16 protein-coding genes are annotated in these 16,302 nt (G+C 72.4%); 6 read left to right on the top strand and 10 right to left on the bottom strand.

Features of this window, described 5'->3' with window-relative positions; translation table 11 throughout:
• Window positions 1-72 precede the first annotated feature (72 nt).
• The gene (locus tag JNO44_RS35290; protein WP_205368054.1) at window positions 73-1,293 is read left to right on the top strand and encodes a M20 metallopeptidase family protein; all 1,221 of its coding nucleotides are present in this window, start codon (window positions 73-75) and stop codon (window positions 1,291-1,293) included.
• Window positions 1,294-1,360: 67 nt separating this feature from the next.
• Here JNO44_RS35290 and JNO44_RS35285 read toward each other — a convergent pair whose 3' ends face one another.
• The 3 genes from JNO44_RS35285 to def all read right to left on the bottom strand — a co-directional run bounded on the left by JNO44_RS35285 (window position 1,361) and on the right by def (window position 3,913).
• Window positions 1,361-2,014, bottom strand: coding sequence for a DUF4360 domain-containing protein (locus tag JNO44_RS35285; RefSeq protein ID WP_039629346.1), 654 nt, complete (start codon window positions 2,012-2,014; stop codon window positions 1,361-1,363).
• A gap of 178 nt (window positions 2,015-2,192) precedes the next feature.
• Window positions 2,193-3,068, bottom strand: coding sequence for an NAD(P)H-binding protein (locus tag JNO44_RS35280; protein ID WP_275695818.1), 876 nt, complete (start codon window positions 3,066-3,068; stop codon window positions 2,193-2,195).
• Between the two features lie 182 nt (window positions 3,069-3,250).
• Entirely contained in the window at window positions 3,251-3,913 is a 663-nt protein-coding gene (gene def / locus JNO44_RS35275; protein ID WP_205368050.1) for a peptide deformylase, read from the bottom strand.
• A 105-nt stretch (window positions 3,914-4,018) separates the two neighbouring features.
• Between def and JNO44_RS35270 the strand changes: the two genes are divergently transcribed.
• Complete coding sequence (locus JNO44_RS35270; protein ID WP_205368048.1) at window positions 4,019-4,624, top strand: winged helix-turn-helix domain-containing protein; 606 nt, start codon at window positions 4,019-4,021, stop codon at window positions 4,622-4,624.
• Between the two features lie 214 nt (window positions 4,625-4,838).
• A complete protein-coding gene (locus JNO44_RS35265; protein ID WP_205368045.1) occupies window positions 4,839-6,455 on the top strand; it encodes a peptide-N4-asparagine amidase in 1,617 nt (538 codons plus the stop codon).
• Window positions 6,456-6,514: 59 nt separating this feature from the next.
• On the opposite strand, the gene JNO44_RS35260 is transcribed toward JNO44_RS35265, so the two are convergent.
• A complete protein-coding gene (locus JNO44_RS35260; protein ID WP_205368044.1) occupies window positions 6,515-7,234 on the bottom strand; it encodes a TioE family transcriptional regulator in 720 nt (239 codons plus the stop codon).
• 298 nt (window positions 7,235-7,532) lie between these two features.
• Window positions 7,533-8,267, bottom strand: a complete 735-nt coding sequence (locus JNO44_RS35255) for an SDR family oxidoreductase (protein WP_205368043.1) — start codon at window positions 8,265-8,267, stop codon at window positions 7,533-7,535.
• A 143-nt stretch (window positions 8,268-8,410) separates the two neighbouring features.
• On the opposite strand from JNO44_RS35255, the gene JNO44_RS35250 reads away from it, so the two are divergent.
• The gene (locus JNO44_RS35250; protein ID WP_205368042.1) at window positions 8,411-9,004 is read left to right on the top strand and encodes a TetR/AcrR family transcriptional regulator; all 594 of its coding nucleotides are present in this window, start codon (window positions 8,411-8,413) and stop codon (window positions 9,002-9,004) included.
• 64 nt (window positions 9,005-9,068) lie between these two features.
• On the opposite strand, the gene JNO44_RS35245 is transcribed toward JNO44_RS35250, so the two are convergent.
• Together JNO44_RS35245 and JNO44_RS35240 are read right to left on the bottom strand one after the other, a co-directional pair.
• Entirely contained in the window at window positions 9,069-9,719 is a 651-nt protein-coding gene (locus JNO44_RS35245; protein ID WP_205368041.1) for a response regulator, read from the bottom strand.
• Window positions 9,716-10,885 (bottom strand): sensor histidine kinase, encoded by a 1,170-nt coding sequence (locus JNO44_RS35240; RefSeq protein ID WP_205368040.1) that lies wholly within the window; start codon window positions 10,883-10,885, stop codon window positions 9,716-9,718. The genes JNO44_RS35245 and JNO44_RS35240 overlap by 4 nt, the downstream gene beginning before the upstream one ends.
• A gap of 131 nt (window positions 10,886-11,016) precedes the next feature.
• Here JNO44_RS35240 and JNO44_RS35235 point away from each other — a divergent pair, with 131 nt between their 5' ends.
• Window positions 11,017-11,802 carry a class I SAM-dependent methyltransferase gene (locus JNO44_RS35235; RefSeq protein WP_205368038.1) on the top strand — a complete coding sequence of 262 codons (786 nt, stop codon included), beginning with the start codon at window positions 11,017-11,019 and terminating at the stop codon, window positions 11,800-11,802.
• 197 nt (window positions 11,803-11,999) lie between these two features.
• Here the strand turns inward: JNO44_RS35235 and JNO44_RS35230 are convergent, their stop codons facing one another.
• Window positions 12,000-13,190 (bottom strand): acyltransferase family protein, encoded by a 1,191-nt coding sequence (locus JNO44_RS35230; RefSeq protein ID WP_205368036.1) that lies wholly within the window; start codon window positions 13,188-13,190, stop codon window positions 12,000-12,002.
• 25 nt (window positions 13,191-13,215) lie between these two features.
• A complete protein-coding gene (locus JNO44_RS35225; protein ID WP_205368033.1) occupies window positions 13,216-13,890 on the bottom strand; it encodes a TetR/AcrR family transcriptional regulator in 675 nt (224 codons plus the stop codon).
• A gap of 129 nt (window positions 13,891-14,019) precedes the next feature.
• On the opposite strand from JNO44_RS35225, the gene JNO44_RS35220 reads away from it, so the two are divergent.
• A complete protein-coding gene (locus JNO44_RS35220; protein ID WP_205368031.1) occupies window positions 14,020-14,643 on the top strand; it encodes a GNAT family N-acetyltransferase in 624 nt (207 codons plus the stop codon).
• Window positions 14,644-14,731: 88 nt separating this feature from the next.
• On the opposite strand, the gene JNO44_RS35215 is transcribed toward JNO44_RS35220, so the two are convergent.
• Entirely contained in the window at window positions 14,732-15,832 is a 1,101-nt protein-coding gene (locus JNO44_RS35215; protein ID WP_205368029.1) for a M20 family metallopeptidase, read from the bottom strand.
• Between the last annotated feature and the right edge of the window lie 470 nt (window positions 15,833-16,302).

Below are 16,302 nucleotides of genomic sequence, written 5' to 3'. Positions count from 1 at the left end.
ACCTTCAGCCTGGACTCGGGTACGGCCGGACCGTACCAGGCAACCCCCGGAGCAACAGGAGTGGGATTCGGCATGTCGGCAGTGGAACGAGCCAAGGAACTGCAACCCGAGTTGGAGCGGCTGCGCCGGTCTCTGCACCGGGAGCCGGAGTTGGGCCTTGCGCTGCCGCGCACCCAGGAGAAGGTGCTCGCGGCGCTCGACGGGCTGCCGTTGGAGATCACCCTGGGCACCGGCCTCACCTCGGTGACCGCGGTCCTGCGCGGCGGGCGGCCCGGCGGCGCGGTGCTGCTGCGCGGCGACATGGACGCGCTGCCGGTCACCGAGGAGAGCGGCGTGCCGTACGCCTCCGAGATCCCCGGCCGGATGCACGCCTGCGGACACGACCTGCACACCGCCGGACTCGTCGGCGCGGCCAGGCTGTTGGCCGAACGCCGGGAACGCCTGCACGGCGACGTGGTGTTCATGTTCCAGCCCGGCGAGGAGGGCCACAACGGGGCCGGCGCGATGATCGAGGAGGGCGTGCTGGACGCGGCGGGCAAGCCGCTCGACGCGGCGTACGCGCTGCACGTGGCGTCCAACCAGGTGCCCGGCGGCGTGGTCATCACCCGCTCCGGCACCATCACCTCGGCCTCTGACCTGCTGACGGTGACGGTGCGGGGCGAGGGCGGCCACGGCTCGACGCCGGCCACGGCCAAGGACCCGGTCCCGGCGGCCTGTGAGATGGTCACCGCGGTGCAGAACTGGGTGACCCGCGCCTTCGACATCTTCGACCCGGTCGTGGTCACCGTCGGCACCTTCCACGCCGGGACGAAGGCGAGTGTCATCCCCGACACCGCTGAGTTCCAGGCCACGGTGCGCAGCTATTCCGAATCCGCCCGGGACCGGCTCGCCGAGGGACTGCCCCGTCTGGTGCGGGCCATCGCGGCCGCCCACGACCTGGAAGCGGAGGTCGACTACCTCCGGCACTATCCGGTCACCGTCAACGACACGGACGAGACCGCCTTCGCCGTGGCCACCGCCCGCGACCTGTTCGCGCCCGGCGAGGTGTGGGAGTCGCCGGTACCCACCAACGGCTCCGAGGACTTCGCGTACGTCCTCCGGCGCGTCCCCGGCGCGATGCTGCTGGTCGGCGCCGCCCCCGAGGGGAGCGACTGGCAGCACGCGCCGATGAACCACTCGCCGCGCGCGGTCTTCGACGACCGGGTGCTGTACCGGCAGGCGGCGCTGCTGACCGAACTCGCCGAGCGCCGGCTCGCGGCCACCGCGCCGGCCGAGCCCGCCGTGGCGGGATGACACCGCCGCCGCACGCGTGGGGCCCGCACGCGTGCGGCGTACGGGCCCGGGCCGGTCTCCTTCCCGGCTACTTGCGCGCGGGGCACTCCTTCCACGCGAAGTGGTAGAGGGTGTTGATGCTGCCGTCGGTGGAGTCCATGGCCATGTAGCTGGTGGCCTTGGGGTCCGCCCCGCTGCCGTCCAACCTCAGTTCGGTGTTGATGTTGAAATAGCGCTCCTCGCCGCAGGGTGCGTAGACCAGCTGGTCCACGTCCGTTTCGTCCGAGGTCTGCCAGTTGGTGTCGTAGGGGCCGGCGAAGCTGTGGCTCTTGCGGGCCGTCTCCGGCTGGCCCTGGAAGTAGTAGTTCGCCTGTTCCAGGCCCTTGGCGCCCGGCGCCAGCGAGGCGTAACCGCGGTAGTCGGCCCGCGCGATGGCGTAGGTGAACCCCTGTGGGACATGCACGTTCAGGGCGATCTGGCAGTTCTTGCGGGCGTCGGTCGGCTTGCTGCTGCCGCCCGCTTGGGCGAGGTATTCGCTGTAGGTGACGGTGAAGGCGGTGTTGTCGGGGGCGACGGCCACGGCGGCGCTGCCGGGTCTGCAACCCGAACCGTTGACCGTGGCGACGGTTATGGTGATCTGCCCGGTCGGCGGATCGTCGCCGAACCGTGCCGGTGTGGTGGGGGATGCCGATCCGAGGAGCAAGGATGCCACTGCGGCACCAGCACTGAGCGTGCTGAGCATGGGCTCGTCCTTCCGGTCGTCCTGGACCCGCGGTGCGGGCACACCAGGGGTGGGGGTGGCGAGTGCATGCCAGCACGGGGATCTCGGCTTGAACAGCTCTGCACCCGAGGATTGGGGCGAACCTACGCCTTGATTCGGACGCCCGGGGCACGGGCCGAACGCCTCCCGGGCCCGCCCCTCAGGCGAAGTCCGCGGCGTGCTCGGCCACCCACTCCCGGTACGTACGCGCCGGCGCGCCCGTCACGGCCTCGACGGTGCCGGTGACCGTGGGGCGCGGCGCCGTCATCATCTGCGCGTAGCCGTCGAGCAGTGGGTCCACGAACGTGTCGGGAAAGCCGTCGTCGGCGAGGAGTTGTCGGCGTGCGGCGTCCCGGGACAACTCCTCCCAGCGGAGCGGGCGGCCCAGCACCTCACCGATGATGCGCACCTGCTGGGCCTGGGTCAGCACCTCCGGCCCGGTCAGGGCGTACGCGGCCCCGGCGTGGCCGCCCTCGGTCAGCGCCCGCACCGCGACGTCCGCGATGTCCGCCTCGTGCAGCAGGAGCGTCGGCAGTGCGCCGTAGGCTCCCCGCACCGCGTCGCCGGCCCGGACCTGCCCGGCCCACCACCGGGTGTTGGCGGCGAAGGCGCTGGGCCGCAGGTGGGTCCATGCCGGTACGGACTCCTCGATCCGCCGCTCGACGGCCCGGTGCCACCGGCCCACCGGAGTCGACTGCGCATCGGGTTCGACGCCGTCCTGTACGGATCCGGACGACAGGAAGACCACCCGATCCGCGTGCCGGCCGATCGCCGCCACGACCGCGTCGGCCGGCTCGGCACTGTGGAACGGCCACATCAGGAAGACCGCGTCGACCCCCTCCGACGCCGCCGCCAGACCGGCCGCGTCGGACAGGTCGCCCCGCCTCACCTCCACCACCGGTGGCAGCCCGGCCGTCTCCGGGCACCGGGTCAGCGCCCGGACCTCGTACGCCCCCGCCGCCACGAGCCCCGCAGTCACCTGGCGCCCCACGTTCCCCGTCGCCCCCGTGACCAGAATCCTGCGCACCGCACGCATCGACATCCACGCTTCCCGCGCCCCGACGCCACCGGTCCCTCCGGTGCGTTGGGCACGCGCACACCCTCGCGCCGCGGCTCGGGACACCACAGCCAGACCCGCACCGATGACGAATACCGTCAAAGGGGCGGTGGATCCTGACGAGGACCGGCGCGGCGGGGCGCCCGCGCCGCGTGGTCCGGTCACCCGCTCAGGAGTGCTGCCTTGCGCGCGCGTTGGGCGAGGACGGCTTCGCGGCGGCCTTCCATCTGCCGCAGCGCGTCCTTGCGGTCCCGCTTGGCGAGCCGGTCGAGATAGGTGTGGCCGAAGAGGTGGTCGGTCTCGTGTTGCAGACACCGGGCGAAGTAGCCGGTGCCCTCGATCACCAGGGGCCTGCCGTTCTTGTCGAAGCCTCGGGCGACGGCCCGGTCGGTGCGGGGGACCGTCATGGTCGCGCCGGGGACGGACAGGCACCCCTCGACATCGTCGATCAGCCGGCGGTGTCCCGGATCGGGCAGTTCGAGAACGGGGTTGACGAGGTGGCCGACGTGCCTGATCCCGTGGTCGTCCGGGCAGTCGTAGACGAACAGCCGCAGATCCACCCCGACTTGGTTCGCGGCGAGGCCGGCGCCGTCGGCGATGTGCATGGTCAGGAACATGTCGTCGATCAGCGCGGAGAGTTCGGGGGAGCCGAACTCGGTCACCTCGCGGCACGGACGGCCGAGGACCTCCTCGCCCACCACGGTGATCCGGCGTTCCGACCCCCGTTCGGCCTCCGGCGGCAGAGCGGGGTAGGAGTCGACCGGTTCGCCCTGGCCCCGGACGCGCCGGTCGTCGGGACCGGGCCGATCGGTGTGACGTGACATTGTGCTTCCCCCTCGTCCCGGGCCGCCCGCCGGTCGTGCCGGGCGGTGCGGTGCTGTCGGTCATCGGACTTGCGTGGAGCTTTGCAAAGTAGCAGACTTTGCAAAGTGACTGAAGACGACCTCACCACCGCGCCCGGCCGGACCGCGCGGACCGATGGGGAACTGCCCGCGCACGAGGTCCGCACCGCCCTGCTCGCCCTGCTCGCCGAAGTCGGCACCGTCACGGCCACCGAGGCCGCCGCGCGACTGGGCCACAGCTCCGGGCTCTGCTCGTTCCACCTGCGGCAGCTCGCGCGCCACGGCCACATCGAAGAGGCCCCGCACAGTGGTGGCCGCGCGCGTCCCTGGCGCCTGCGACGGTCGACCCCCGTGGCCGGCCCGTCCGCGGAGGACTTCGGCGACCTCGCCCGTGGCCTGGAGGACGAGAGTTGGCAGCGCTGGCTGGAGCAGCGCGGCCAGGTGCCGGCCGACTGGCGCCGCGACGAAGCCTTCAGCGCCGTGGCCTATCTGACACCGGAGGAGATGAGCCGGGTCGCCGCCGCGATCCGCAAGGCACTCGCCCCCTACGGCGACCGCGAGCAACGCCCGCTGGCACGGCCCGAAGGCGCCCGGCCGGTGGCGCTCATCACCCGGTTGTTCCCGCTGCTTACCGACGCGCAGCCGGACCCCGCCGCCGACGCGACGGACGACGGCACCGAGGGTCGGGACTGAGAGACTGAGGCGGGCGCACGGGCGCGGGGCCGTCCATGGCGCCAACGGGCCTGCCCTGCTGACGGCACGGGTCCCGCTGATCGGGATTGTCCGGTACCGCTCCTGCCCGGCGAGGGTCTCCAGTTGGCGCGATCCCGCGCTTTTTCGTACCGGCGCCGGATCCGGCCAACGGGGCACTGGTGTGCGGGAGCGCGACGCGCTTCACTCCTGTCCCATGAGACGTGTGTTTCTCACTCTGTGCGCCGCCGTCACCGGCCTGGTGCTGGGAGTGGCCCCGGCCACCGCCGCGGAGCCGCCCACCGAGTTCGGCACCCACTGGCACGACCCGGTCACCGCGGGTCCACCGGTCTCCGTCCCGGACACCCCGTCCTGCCAAGTGACGGTCGCCGACACCGAATTCCGCGACTACACGCCCTACAAGGGCACCTACTCCCCACCCACCACGTGCGGACACCGCTGGAACAAGGTCGTCCTGCGGCTCGAAGGGTCCGTCGCCGGGCGGCAGTTCGACCGCCTGGGCTATCTGCACATCGGCGGCGTGGAGGTCCTGCGCACCTCGACGCCCGAGCCCTCTCCCGAGGGCATCACCTGGAAGGTGGAGAAGGACGTCACGCGGTACGCCCCCACGCTGCGCGTCGGTCAGCCCGTCGAGATGCTCATCGGCAACACCGTGGACGGCACCTACACCGGCGTCATCAAGGTCAAGGCGACGCTGACCTTCTACACCGCGCGGGGCCCGGTGAAGGAGGCCGCCACCCCCGACAAGGTCCTCACCCTGCAGGGCGCCCGCACCGAGGGCGCGGTGTACGAGGGCCGACTGACCACGCCGCGCAACAGCGAACGCATCGTCGCGGAGGTGTACGCCACCGGATCGGGCGGCGGCTGCGAGGAGTTCTGGTACCTGACGGTGCCGGACCCGGCGTCGTACTCCTGCAAGGCCAAGGACGGCCCGTACCGCGAGGTGCAGGTGACGGTGGACGGCGAGCTCGCCGGCATCGCGACGCCCTACCCGACCGTGTGGACGGGCGGCTGGTCCAACCCGTTCCTGTGGTACGTGATACCCAGCCCCCGCGCCTTCGACGTCCACCCGGTCGAGTACGACCTCACGCCCTTCGCCGCCCGGTTGAACGACGGACGTCCGCACCAGATCGCCGTCTCGGTCGTCGGATTGCCCGCCGGGCAGGACGGCTGGAGCACCCCCACCAACATCCTGGTCTGGCAGGACGCCAAGGCGGCGCGGGTAACCGGCCGGCTCCTCACCCGCCGGGAGAGCGACCCCGTCAACAGGACGGCGTACGAGCCGGGCGACGAGCGCCGGCTCACCGCCGAGGGACGGCACTCCCTCACGGTCGCCGGATACCTCGACACCTCGCACGGCCGGGTCACCACGACCGTCGACCGCAGCCTCGCCGCCGACTTCGTGCACCGCTGGAACGCCGACGAGTCCACCGACGCGCTCCGGGCACGCTGGCACGACGACGAGACGGTCACCGTGCGCGGCTTTGGCCCCGCGACCACCACCGCGACCCGGCGCGCCTACACCATGGACGGCGCGACGACCGTCGGCACCGGCGACCGCCTGCGCACCACCATGACCATGGGCGACCGCGCGGACCACGCCACCCTGCGGGGCGGCCGGGCGACCGACTGGGCACGGTCGGACGACACCTACACCGGCGACGCCGCGTACCACCAGAACGTGCCCCGCGAGCAGCGGCACGCCACCGGCGTCTCCCGCGAGCGCTACCGCCTTCACGGTCCGGGTACCTGCTACGACCGGACACTTGCCACGGTTCAGGGGGAGTTGACGGAGGACCGCTCCGGCTGCTGAACTGGGCGGTCGCCGGGCACGCTGCGCCGTGCACGGCGACCGCTGCCGGCCGTGCCCCGTCAGCGCACGCGCAGGTACGCGTCGAGCAGCGCGGCCGCGCCGAGCATGGCCAGGCCCCGCGCGGTGAGCTTCCGCTGCCAGTCGTCCAGGGCATCGGCCAGGGTGTCGGTGCCGCCGGCGGTGCGGATCTGCTGGACCACGGTGGAGATGTGGTCCAGCGGATAGCCCCCGCGCCGGAGCAGGTGGGCGAGCTCCGCGTCGCGGATGTCGCCCGCGCGAAAGAGGCGGTATCCGGTGACGCGGTCCCGTGCTGGTACGAGGATGCCGGCACCTTCCCACTTGCGCAGGGTCGCGGGCGTGACACCGAGCCGGTGCGCGAGTTCGCCGATGGTCCGGGCCTCGGCGGATGCCGCGGGAACTCCGGCGGGTGCTTGCGCGGCGTCGGACTCCGCGGTCAGATGGTCCACCGCCTTGCGCACCGCGTCCAGCGTCTCCCGGTCCCGGAGCAATTGGTGATGACCCCGGTCGATGAGCGTCAGGGCGTCGTCGAGCGCGTCCCGGTGCAGTGCGTGCATGATCTGGCCGCCGGTCGCATGGCCGTAGGCCGGGACGAGCGCGAGGAAGGCGCGGAGCGCTGCCGCGTGCACCGCGGTGTAGATCCGGTAGCCGCTTCGGGTGCGCTCGGCGGGTGGCAGGAAACCGTCCCGCTCGTAGTTGCGGACCGCCTGGGCGGAGATGCCGTGCTCGCGCGCGAGGTCAGTGGGTCGCAAGGTGATCACCGTGCGGAGACTTTACCGCAGGGCGGCTTTGGCGAGGCCGCCGAACCTCGCCACCCGATGACGTGCGCACCGTGCGCTCCGTCTACCGTGTGGACGCCCCGCGCCCGGGGCGCCGCTCCTGTTCACCCCTGTATCCCGGCCGGCCGACCGCCGTAGTGTGGTCCACCGCGGCAGCCGCACGAACGCCGGAACCATCGAACCCCCGACCTGGCGCTTTCACCCGTGCCCCGCACCTGCCGGGCCCAGCATGACGCACACCGTCCGTCCCCGTCAGGGCGTCCCGGTCACCTGCCCCGTCTCAGTTCTGGGCCGTGGGGCGGACGACGATGTCTCCCACGTCGACGCCGTCCGGCTGCTCGACGGCGAAGGCGATGGCGCGGGCCACCGCGTCGGGCGAGAGGCCGGCCTGGTCCAACCGGTCGAGGATCTGGGCCCTCACCTGCGGATCGATGTGATCCGCGAAGTCCGTGCGGACGAGGCCCGGTGAGACGACGGTGACCCGCAGGCTGTCTCCGGCTTCCTGGCGCAGGCCCTCGGAGACGGTGCGGACGGCGTTCTTCGTGGCGGCGTACACGGACTGGAGCGGCACGATGCGCAGCCCTGCGGTGGACACGGTGTTGACGAAGTGTCCGAAGCCCTGTTCCCGGAAGACGGGCAGGGCGGCGGCGATTCCGTACAGCACCCCTTTGAAGTTGACGTCGATCATCTGCTCCCAGTCCTCCACGCGCAGGTCGTCCAGGGCGGAGATCGGGCCGACCCCGGCGTTGCTGACGAGGACGTCGAGCCGGCCGTAGCGGTCCCGGGCCAGCTCGACGAGTTGGTCCAGGTCCGCACGGCGCGTCACGTCCGTGCAGGTCCAGGCGGCTTCGCCGCCGGATGCTCCGATGCGGGCGGCCAGGGCCGCCAGGCGCTCCGCGCGGCGTGCCCCGAGGACGACCCGTGCGCCGCGCTCGGCGAGCAGCAGCGCCGTCGCCTCGCCGATGCCGCTGCTGGCGCCGGTGATCGCCACGACCTTGCCTTGGATTCCCGACATGATGAACAGCCCTTCCGAAGGAGGAGAGCGGGCAGGGCGGACCGTGCCCATGGCCTAGAGTGAAAGTGGAGGCTCCGCCACTTCGCCCGAACGCTAAGCGGGGGCGCCTCCATTTGGCAACCGTCGAAGAGAAGGAGCGACCGATGGCACGAGCCGCAGAACGCCCGCTGCGGGCCGATGCCCAGCGCAACCGGGAGAAGATCCTGGCCGCGGCGGTGCGGGTGTTCACCGAGGACGGACTGGACGCGCACCTCGAACGCATCGCCAGGGAAGCGGGCGTGGGAAGCGGCACGCTGTACCGGAACTTCCCGACCCGGGAGGCCCTGATCGAAGCGGCCTACCGCAACGAGGTCGCCCGACTGTGCGACGCCGTCCCCGGCCTCCTGGCGACCATGCCGCCCGATCAGGCACTGCGCGCCTGGACGCGACGCTTCATCGACTACGCCACCGCCAAGCTCGGCATGGCCGACGCCCTGCGCGCCGTCATCGCCGCCGGGGTCAATCCCTACGCCGACAGCCGCGAGATGATCCAGGGCGCCCTGTGCTCCCTGATGGACGCCGGAACGGCAGCCGGCGTGATCCGCACCGACATCCGCCCGACCGATATGTTCGCCGCCCTCGCCGGCATCGCCCTCACCTCGGCGCAGCCCGACCAACGGGACCAGGCCGAACGCCTCCTCGACCTCACCCTGGACGGGCTGAGGCCCGTCGCGGGGCGGGGCGCGGGCGGTAGTTGACGACGACGGCGGGGCCGAACTGCCCGGCGAGCGGAGGCCGTTGCTCGCCTGCCCGCGTCTCCGGTCAGGTCGTGAGGCCGGCGTCGCGGGCCAGCAGGGCCGCCTGCACGCGGTTGGTGACCTCCAACGCGGCCAGGATGCGGCTGACGTGGGCCTTGACGGTGCTTTCGCGCATGCCCAGACGGGCGGCGATGTCGGCGTTGGTACCGCCCTCGGCGAGCAGGGCCAGCACATCGTGTTCGCGCGGGGTCAGCCGGCCGACGCGGGCCCGGGCGGCGGTCGCCTGCGGCCGGCCGGTGGCGTGGAAGCGGTCGATCACCCGACGCGCCGCGGCGGGATGGAGCATGGCGGAGCCGCCGGCCACGAGGTGCACGGCGCGCAGGATCTCGGCCGGTTCGGTGTCCTTGAGGAGGAAGCCGTCGGCGCCGGCGGCGAGGGCGTCGTAGACGTGGTCGTCGAGGTCGAAGGTGGTCAGGGTGATCACCTTCGGGGGGTGGGGGAGGGCGCGCAGCCGGGCGGTGGCGGCGATGCCGTCCATGCGCGGCATACGCACGTCGACCAGGGCGACGTCGACGCGGTGGGCGGTGGCCTGCTCGATGGCGTGCAGGCCGTCGGACGCCTGGGCGACCACCTCGATGCCGGCGTCGCCGTCGAGGAGGTCGGCCAGACCCAGGCGGACCAGGGCATCGTCATCGACGATCATGGCGCGGATCATGTGCGGGTGCCGTTCTGCTCGTTGCCGGACGGATGGGGAATGCGGGCGGCCAGCCGCCAGGCACCGCTGTCGACGGGCCCGGCGTGCAGTTCGCCGCCGAGCGCCGTGACGCGCTCGCGCAGGCCGACGAGCCCGAACCCGGAGGCGACAGCATCGGGGCTCTGGGAGCCCGGGGCGTTGACGACCTCCACGGTGGTGGCGGGTGGCCGGTAGGCGATGCGGAGGGTCACCGGGGCGCCGTCGGCGTGCTTGCGGACGTTGGTCAGCGCTTCCTGGACCAGGCGGTGGACGGCCAGCCGGTGGGTGGCGGGCGCCTGTTCGGGACGGCCGTCGAGGTGCACCGCGATCTGTTGCCCGGCGGCGCGGGCCTGTTCGACCAGCGCGTCCACCCCGCGCAGGACGGGCGCCGGGGCGGTGGCGGCCCGGGCGGAATCCGGGTCGCGGAGGACACCGAGCACATCGCGCAGGTCCGCCAGCGCCTCGGTGGAGGCGGTCCGCAACAGCGCGAGCCGCTGGCCGACCTGCGCGGGCAACGCGTCGTTCCTGGTCGTCAGGACGCCGGAGTGCAGGGCGATCAGGCTCAGGCGGTGGGCCAGCACATCGTGCATCTCCGCGGCGATCCGGGCACGTTCGGCCGCGCGGGCCGCCTCCTCGCGCAACTCCCGCTCGATCCGCAGGTGTTCGACCTGCGCGTTGAGCGCCCGCACCAGGCGGCGCCGGTGGCCCGCCCACAACCCGCCGACCACGGCCAGCAGCAGGAACAGCGTGCCGCCGTACTGCTGCGGATTCCACAGCGAGAACTCCGGGCTCCGGACGAAGTTGACGCCGAGCGCGGTGACGGAGCAGCCCACCGCCACCCAGGCGCGCCTCTGCGCGGCCAGGTCGAACAGGGCGACGAGCAGCAGCGGCATGATCGGCGCGCCCCACCAGGCCACCGCAGCGGTGGTCACCAGGGGCGCGGTCGGCCAGGGCAACCCCCGTACCAGTACGACCAGTCCGCACAGCACCCCGGCGGCCGGGCACAGGGCCAGATACCGCCCGCCGGCGGCCAGGGCACCGTGGTGCACCGAGTTGAACGTCAGCAGCAGCACGAGAGCGGACCGCCCGTAGGCGATCCACCGTGGGGCCCCGCTCCCTCCCGACCCCGGGTGCTCTCTCCGGCTCATTCCGAAATCCTAAGTGGCCGGCGGCGCCCGCCACTTGCGACGATCCGCCGTCGAGACCCCCTACTTTCGTCGATGCCGCCGTCGCACGACGGCGGGTCCGTCGGCCGCGGAGGCTCCCTAGCGTCGCCGTCATGGAATCCCGTATCTCCTCGTCCGCCCGTGTCCCTTCGCCGGATCGCTCGGCCGACCGCTCGCCCGACCGCATCCCGGCCCGACGCTTCGCCGAGAGCGGGGTGTTCCTGCTCGAAGCCGTCCGCGACATGCGCACCACCGGCGCCGTGGCCCCCAGCGGCAAGGCCCTGGCCCGCACGCTGACCGCGCCGGTGCGCGCCCGGGCGCCGCAACCACTGACCGTCCTGGAGGCGGGGGCCGGTACCGGAGCGGTCACCCGCGCCGTGATCGCCCATCTGCCAGCGGGCAGTCACCTGGACGTCGTCGAGGCCAACCCCCGCTTCGCCGCCCGCCTGAGGCACCTCGTCACCACCGCTCCCCGGCTCGCCGACGCACCCGCACGGGTCCACGTCCACCACACCGGCGTCGAGCACCTGGACGTCACCCGGCGCTACGACGTCATCGTCTCCGGCCTGCCCCTGACCAACTTCGCTCCCGATCAGGTGGAGACGATCATGAACCGGTATCTGGAGCTGCTCCGCCCCGGAGGCACCCTCACCTACTTGGCCTACCGTGGCACCCGTAAGGCCCGCGCCGTACTGGCCGCACCGCCCCAGGCCCGCCGGCACCGAGCCGTCGACGAGGTCATGGACGCCTACCAGCGCCGCTACGCCACGGACTGCCGCACGATCTGGACCAACCTGCCCCCGGCGAGGGTCTGGCAACTCCGACGCCCCCTGCCCGCCCTCCCGGCGCCGAGGCCGGCACGGGGTACGCGGCCGCGCCGGTGCTCCGGCGCGCGGTGACCTACGGCGGCCCGGCGCTCGCAGTGACCGCGCTCGCCTGCGCGGGGGCGGGAGCGGCATGGCTGGCGGTGCGTCGTCGCGGCGGGACGCGGAGCGGAACGAGTCGGGTCGGCAGGGGTGCGGTGGGCGCCACAGCCGCGACGGCCTGCCGGGGACCGATCCCCGACAGGCCGTCGATGTCGCCCTGGAGCACCCGGTCAGAGCACCCGGTCGACCCGCGGTAGCCGGCGGACCACATAGGCCACGGCCCAGCACAGCGGCAGTGCGACCACGGCGACGATGGCGAACTTGGCGATGGCCGGCGCGTGCAGCCAGCTGAAGGCATGCCCCAGTCCGACCAGCACCAGCGCGTGCAGGACGTAGACCCCGAAGGCGTGGCGGGAGAGGAACGCGGCCTTCGGCCCCTGGCGGTTGAGGCGTTCGCGGAAGAGCACGGTCAGGCCCAGGACCATGCCGATCGCGAACGTCGACTCCCAGGCGGCCGCGGCCAGCGACTGCCATGTGCCGTGTCCGTCGGTCGCCCCGCTCTTCGCCGTGACGATGACCGGGAGGTAGGCGAGGGTGGCGACGGTCGCGACGGCGAAGCCCACCCGTCCCGTACGGCGGGAGAGGGTCCCCGGCCAGCCGCGGCGGTGCGCGAGGACGCCCACCACGAAGAAGCTCGCGTACTGCATGAGATAGCTGGGGGTGGGCAGCCCGAGGACCGGGACGTAGACGCCGGCCGGCACGAGGATGCGCCATCCGTAGGTGGCCAGGGCGAGGGCCACGGTGAAGAGCACGATCGCGCGCGGTCGCAGCGGCCGCGGTGCCGGCCGACCGGGCGCCGCCGCGTCGGCCGTGACCTGGGCGCGGCGCGCGGCCCGACGCCGGACGAGGGCGTAGAGCACGGCGAACACCAGCAGCACTTCCGCGAACCACAGTGGGCCCGGGTCCCAACTCACCAGGTAGTAGAACCAGTAGGGGAGGGACTCACCGTGCTCGGCGAGGGCCGTCTTGAGCTGGAAGTACCCGTCGAGGCCCGTCAGGGGACGTATCAGGAGCAGGAAGGCGAGCAGCGGGATGCCGAGCCGCTTGAGGCGGTCCCGGAGGAAGGGGCGTGCCCCCTTGCGGTCGAAGGACGCCGGTGTGAAGTACCCGGCGATCATGAAGAAGAAGCCCATGAAGAACGCCTGGTTGAGCACGACGAAGGCGTCCAGGATCAGCCCGGTCCCGTCCTTGGCGGGCTCGGTGTAGTACCAGACCGGGATGTTGCCGTAGGTGACGGCGATGTGGTGCAGCACCACCAGGGCCGTCAGGGCGATGCGCAGATTGTCGATGTAGTACAGGCGCGGGCGCGGGGGGCCCGCGGTGTGGGCGGGCGCCACCGTGCGCCCGAGGTCATGTGCCATGGAACTTTCCCCCGTTCGGTGTGGTTCAGGAATCGGCCCGACCCTCGGCCCTGGTGGCGTGCCAGAACAGGTCGGTGAGTTCGCGGGCGTGCGCCGCGAGGTCGTGGTCGGGGTGGACGCTCCAGTACGCGAACATGTCGTCGATCGCGGCCTGGAGGCTGACGGCCATCACCCGGACGTCGAACGCGCGCAGTTCCCCGCGCTGTTGGCCCGCCCGGAAGACCTCTTCCAGGTGGGCGAAGAGCGACTCGCTGGAGGCGATGCCGTAGCGGAGCTCACCGTTCTCGGTGCGGAACTGCGTGAAGATCTCGCCGAGGGCGATGAGTTGGGTCCGGTGGTCGGCCATGTGCTCCGCGAGCGACCCGATGTAGATGCGCAACCACGCGGCGGTGCCGGTCTCGCCCTCTGCGGCGAGGCGGGACGCGACGAAGGTGCCGAGACGGTCGTAGATCTGCTCGACGGTCCGCTCGATCAACTCGTTCTTGCCGGCGAAGTGATACGAGATCACGCCCTTGCTGACGCCGGCCCGCTCGGCGATCTGTGCCATCGACGCCTTCGCGAACCCCCGTACCGCGATGACGTCGATGGCTGCCTCGATGATCTGGGCCCGTCGCACCTTCTCGATGAGCGAGCGTTCCGGCTCCGTCGATGTGCTCTCCCCGTTGCCGGGCTGGCCACTTGGATCAATTTCTGACCGCATGGCCAAAAATTTAGCCGACCGGTCAAACGCTGTCCAGTGGGGCCCGTGGCCGACGACGTCCGACGCCGAAACGGAGCCGTTGCCGGGCAACAGGCGTCGTGTCGAACGAGGTTGTGGCACGATGCCGCGATGACCTCCAGCGCGCCCCCACCGACCGGCCCTCCGACCACCTCGCCGGGCGCCATACCGGCGGTCGTCCCCGCAGGTCGGATGGCCGCGACCGCTCAGCCGGTGCTCGACCTGCCGAACGGTTGGCAGCTGCGTCCCTGGCACCGTTCGGACGCCGAAGCCCTGGCGGCCGCCGGCCGGGATCCGGCGATCCGGCAGTGGAACCGCCTGCTGGTGGACACGCCGGATGAGGCCCGCCAACGGATCGAGCGCATGCACGACCGCTGGCGGGCCGAGCAGAGCGCCATCTGGGCCCTCGCCCGACCGGGCGGCGAGGCCATGGGGCTGATCGGCTGGGGCGACATCGACCTGGCGGGCGGCAGCGCCGAGATCCTCTACTGGATCCTGCCCGCGGCCCGCGGCGGCGGTGTCATGGTGGAGGCCACCCGACGCGTGAGCCGGTGGGCACTCGACGACCTGGGGCTGCACCGACTGCGCCTGTGCCACTCGGTGGCCAACCAGGCGTCCTGCCGGGTCGCGACCAAGGCCGGGTACTCCCTCGAAGGCACCATGCGCAGCGCCCTGTTGCACGCGGACGGATGGCACGACGAGCATCTGCACGCGCTCGTGCAGGGCGACATCTGACCCGTACCGGAACGGCGGTGGCGCGCTCGCGCCGCAGCCCGCCGGCCACCGCGCCCGAGGGGACGCCGTGGCCGGCGGGGGACGGGACCTACCTGCGGCGGATCGCGTTCACCAGCCCGGCCACCAGGTGCGCCCGCTCGGCCATGGCGTCGATGACCAGGTACTCGTGGTCGGCGTGGGCGCCGCCCCCGACCGCCCCCAGGCCGTCGAGAGTGGGCACGCCCAGGGCGGCCGTGAAGTTGCCGTCGCTCCCGCCGCCGACCGCGGCGCCTTCGAGGCCCGGGAGCAACTGCTGTGCCACGGCGAAGAGTTCGGCCGATGCCGACTCGGGCATCGGGGGGCGGCCGACGGCTCCGCGAACCGTGATCTCCGCCCCGTCGAGATGCGGGGTCAGCGCCGCGAAGGCGGATTCGACCCGCTCCTTCTCGTCGGCCGACTCGACCCGGACGTCGACGACGACGGTCGCCTCGGCGGGGACGACGTTGTCCAGGGTGCCCGCGGAGGCGACGGTCGGGGTGACCGTCGTTCCGATCTCGGGACGGCCCAGTGCCGCGATCTGCAGGACCTGGTGTGCCGCTTCGACCAGGGCGTTGACCCCCGCCTCGGGCTCCAGTCCGGCGTGCGAGGCCCGGCCCCTGATGGCGACCTGGAACGTGCCGCAGCCCTTGCGGCCGGTCTTCACGGCCCCGCCCTCGGCCGCGCCCTCGAAGACCAGCACGGCGCCGCACGCCCGGGCGCGTTCTTCGATGAGGGCCCGTGAGGAGTGGGAGCCGACCTCCTCGTCGGCGGTCACCAGGATCTCGACGCCGGACAGGTCGTCGAGCGAGGCCAGGCCGTGCAGGGCCTGCACCAGACCGCCCAACATGTCGAAGACCCCGGGGCCGGTCGCCCGGCCGCCGTCGACCCTGAACGGGCGTCGTGCCAGCGTGCCGAGCGGAAAGACCGTGTCGTGGTGGCCGAGGATCAACACCCGGGGATCGCCACCGCCCGACCAGCGCACATGTGGCCCGGCCGCGCTCTCGACGAGGTCGGCCCGCCCGCCCAGGCGGCTCTCGACGACGCCGGCGACGGCCTTGGCCGATGCCGTCAGGGCGTCGACATCGCGGGAGGGGGACTCGACCTCGACGAGCGTCCTGAGGTCGTCGAGCATCGCGTCGATGCTCACGCGGGCGGTCTTGTGCGTCGTCATGCTGCGAGGGTAGTCGGCCCGGGCCGCGCCGTCCGGTCGCCGCCGGAGCCGTGACCGACCTCGGCCGACCGCGGCGGCCCGCCGGCGAAGACGCCCACCGGCTCACCTCGGCATGGCCGCCTTCACCGTGCGGGGCAAGGGCTTCGCCTCGGTGACGAAGGACGGTCAGGAGGTGCGCATTCTGACCGAGGCGCTGCACGCGCGCGGACTCGCCCTGCGGGATTGAGCGCCTTTCGGCCTTTCCCGCGGATTGCGGCGGAGACGGCACTGTCGGCATCCGCACCGCTGAACCCCCGCCGCGATCCGCCGTCTACCACCGGCGCAACCCGAGAATTACCAGAAGGACTTGGTGACGCGTATGCGTTCCGCATCGAAATGGCGGGTGGTGAGCTACGTCACCAGAAACAAAGGAACCGGTTCGGCGTGCGGGGCATCCAGGGCGATTGTGATTGGCAAAAAATCCGTTTGCG

It is taken from the genome of Streptomyces noursei (genome assembly GCF_016917755.1).
Classification (GTDB): domain Bacteria; phylum Actinomycetota; class Actinomycetes; order Streptomycetales; family Streptomycetaceae; genus Streptomyces; species Streptomyces yunnanensis.
The sequence above is the reverse complement of the archived record's forward strand: the minus strand, read 5'-3'. Positions and strand labels throughout refer to the sequence as shown.

What these genes read in the sequence shown, in the direction of transcription:
- JNO44_RS35290 (WP_205368054.1), top strand. Translation starts at nt 73, where the DNA reads ATGTCGGCAGTGGAACGAGCCAAGGAACTGCAACCCGAGTTGGAGCGG.
- JNO44_RS35285 (WP_039629346.1), bottom strand. Translation starts at nt 2,014, where the DNA reads ATGCTCAGCACGCTCAGTGCTGGTGCCGCAGTGGCATCCTTGCTCCTC.
- JNO44_RS35280 (WP_275695818.1), bottom strand. Translation starts at nt 3,068, where the DNA reads ATGCGTGCGGTGCGCAGGATTCTGGTCACGGGGGCGACGGGGAACGTG.
- def (WP_205368050.1), bottom strand. Translation starts at nt 3,913, where the DNA reads ATGTCACGTCACACCGATCGGCCCGGTCCCGACGACCGGCGCGTCCGG.
- JNO44_RS35265 (WP_205368045.1), top strand. Translation starts at nt 4,839, where the DNA reads ATGAGACGTGTGTTTCTCACTCTGTGCGCCGCCGTCACCGGCCTGGTG.
- JNO44_RS35255 (WP_205368043.1), bottom strand. Translation starts at nt 8,267, where the DNA reads ATGTCGGGAATCCAAGGCAAGGTCGTGGCGATCACCGGCGCCAGCAGC.
- JNO44_RS35250 (WP_205368042.1), top strand. Translation starts at nt 8,411, where the DNA reads ATGGCACGAGCCGCAGAACGCCCGCTGCGGGCCGATGCCCAGCGCAAC.
- JNO44_RS35245 (WP_205368041.1), bottom strand. Translation starts at nt 9,719, where the DNA reads ATGATCCGCGCCATGATCGTCGATGACGATGCCCTGGTCCGCCTGGGT.
- JNO44_RS35240 (WP_205368040.1), bottom strand. Translation starts at nt 10,885, where the DNA reads ATGAGCCGGAGAGAGCACCCGGGGTCGGGAGGGAGCGGGGCCCCACGG.
- JNO44_RS35235 (WP_205368038.1), top strand. Translation starts at nt 11,017, where the DNA reads ATGGAATCCCGTATCTCCTCGTCCGCCCGTGTCCCTTCGCCGGATCGC.
- JNO44_RS35230 (WP_205368036.1), bottom strand. Translation starts at nt 13,190, where the DNA reads ATGGCACATGACCTCGGGCGCACGGTGGCGCCCGCCCACACCGCGGGC.
- JNO44_RS35225 (WP_205368033.1), bottom strand. Translation starts at nt 13,890, where the DNA reads ATGCGGTCAGAAATTGATCCAAGTGGCCAGCCCGGCAACGGGGAGAGC.
- JNO44_RS35220 (WP_205368031.1), top strand. Translation starts at nt 14,020, where the DNA reads ATGACCTCCAGCGCGCCCCCACCGACCGGCCCTCCGACCACCTCGCCG.
- JNO44_RS35215 (WP_205368029.1), bottom strand. Translation starts at nt 15,832, where the DNA reads ATGACGACGCACAAGACCGCCCGCGTGAGCATCGACGCGATGCTCGAC.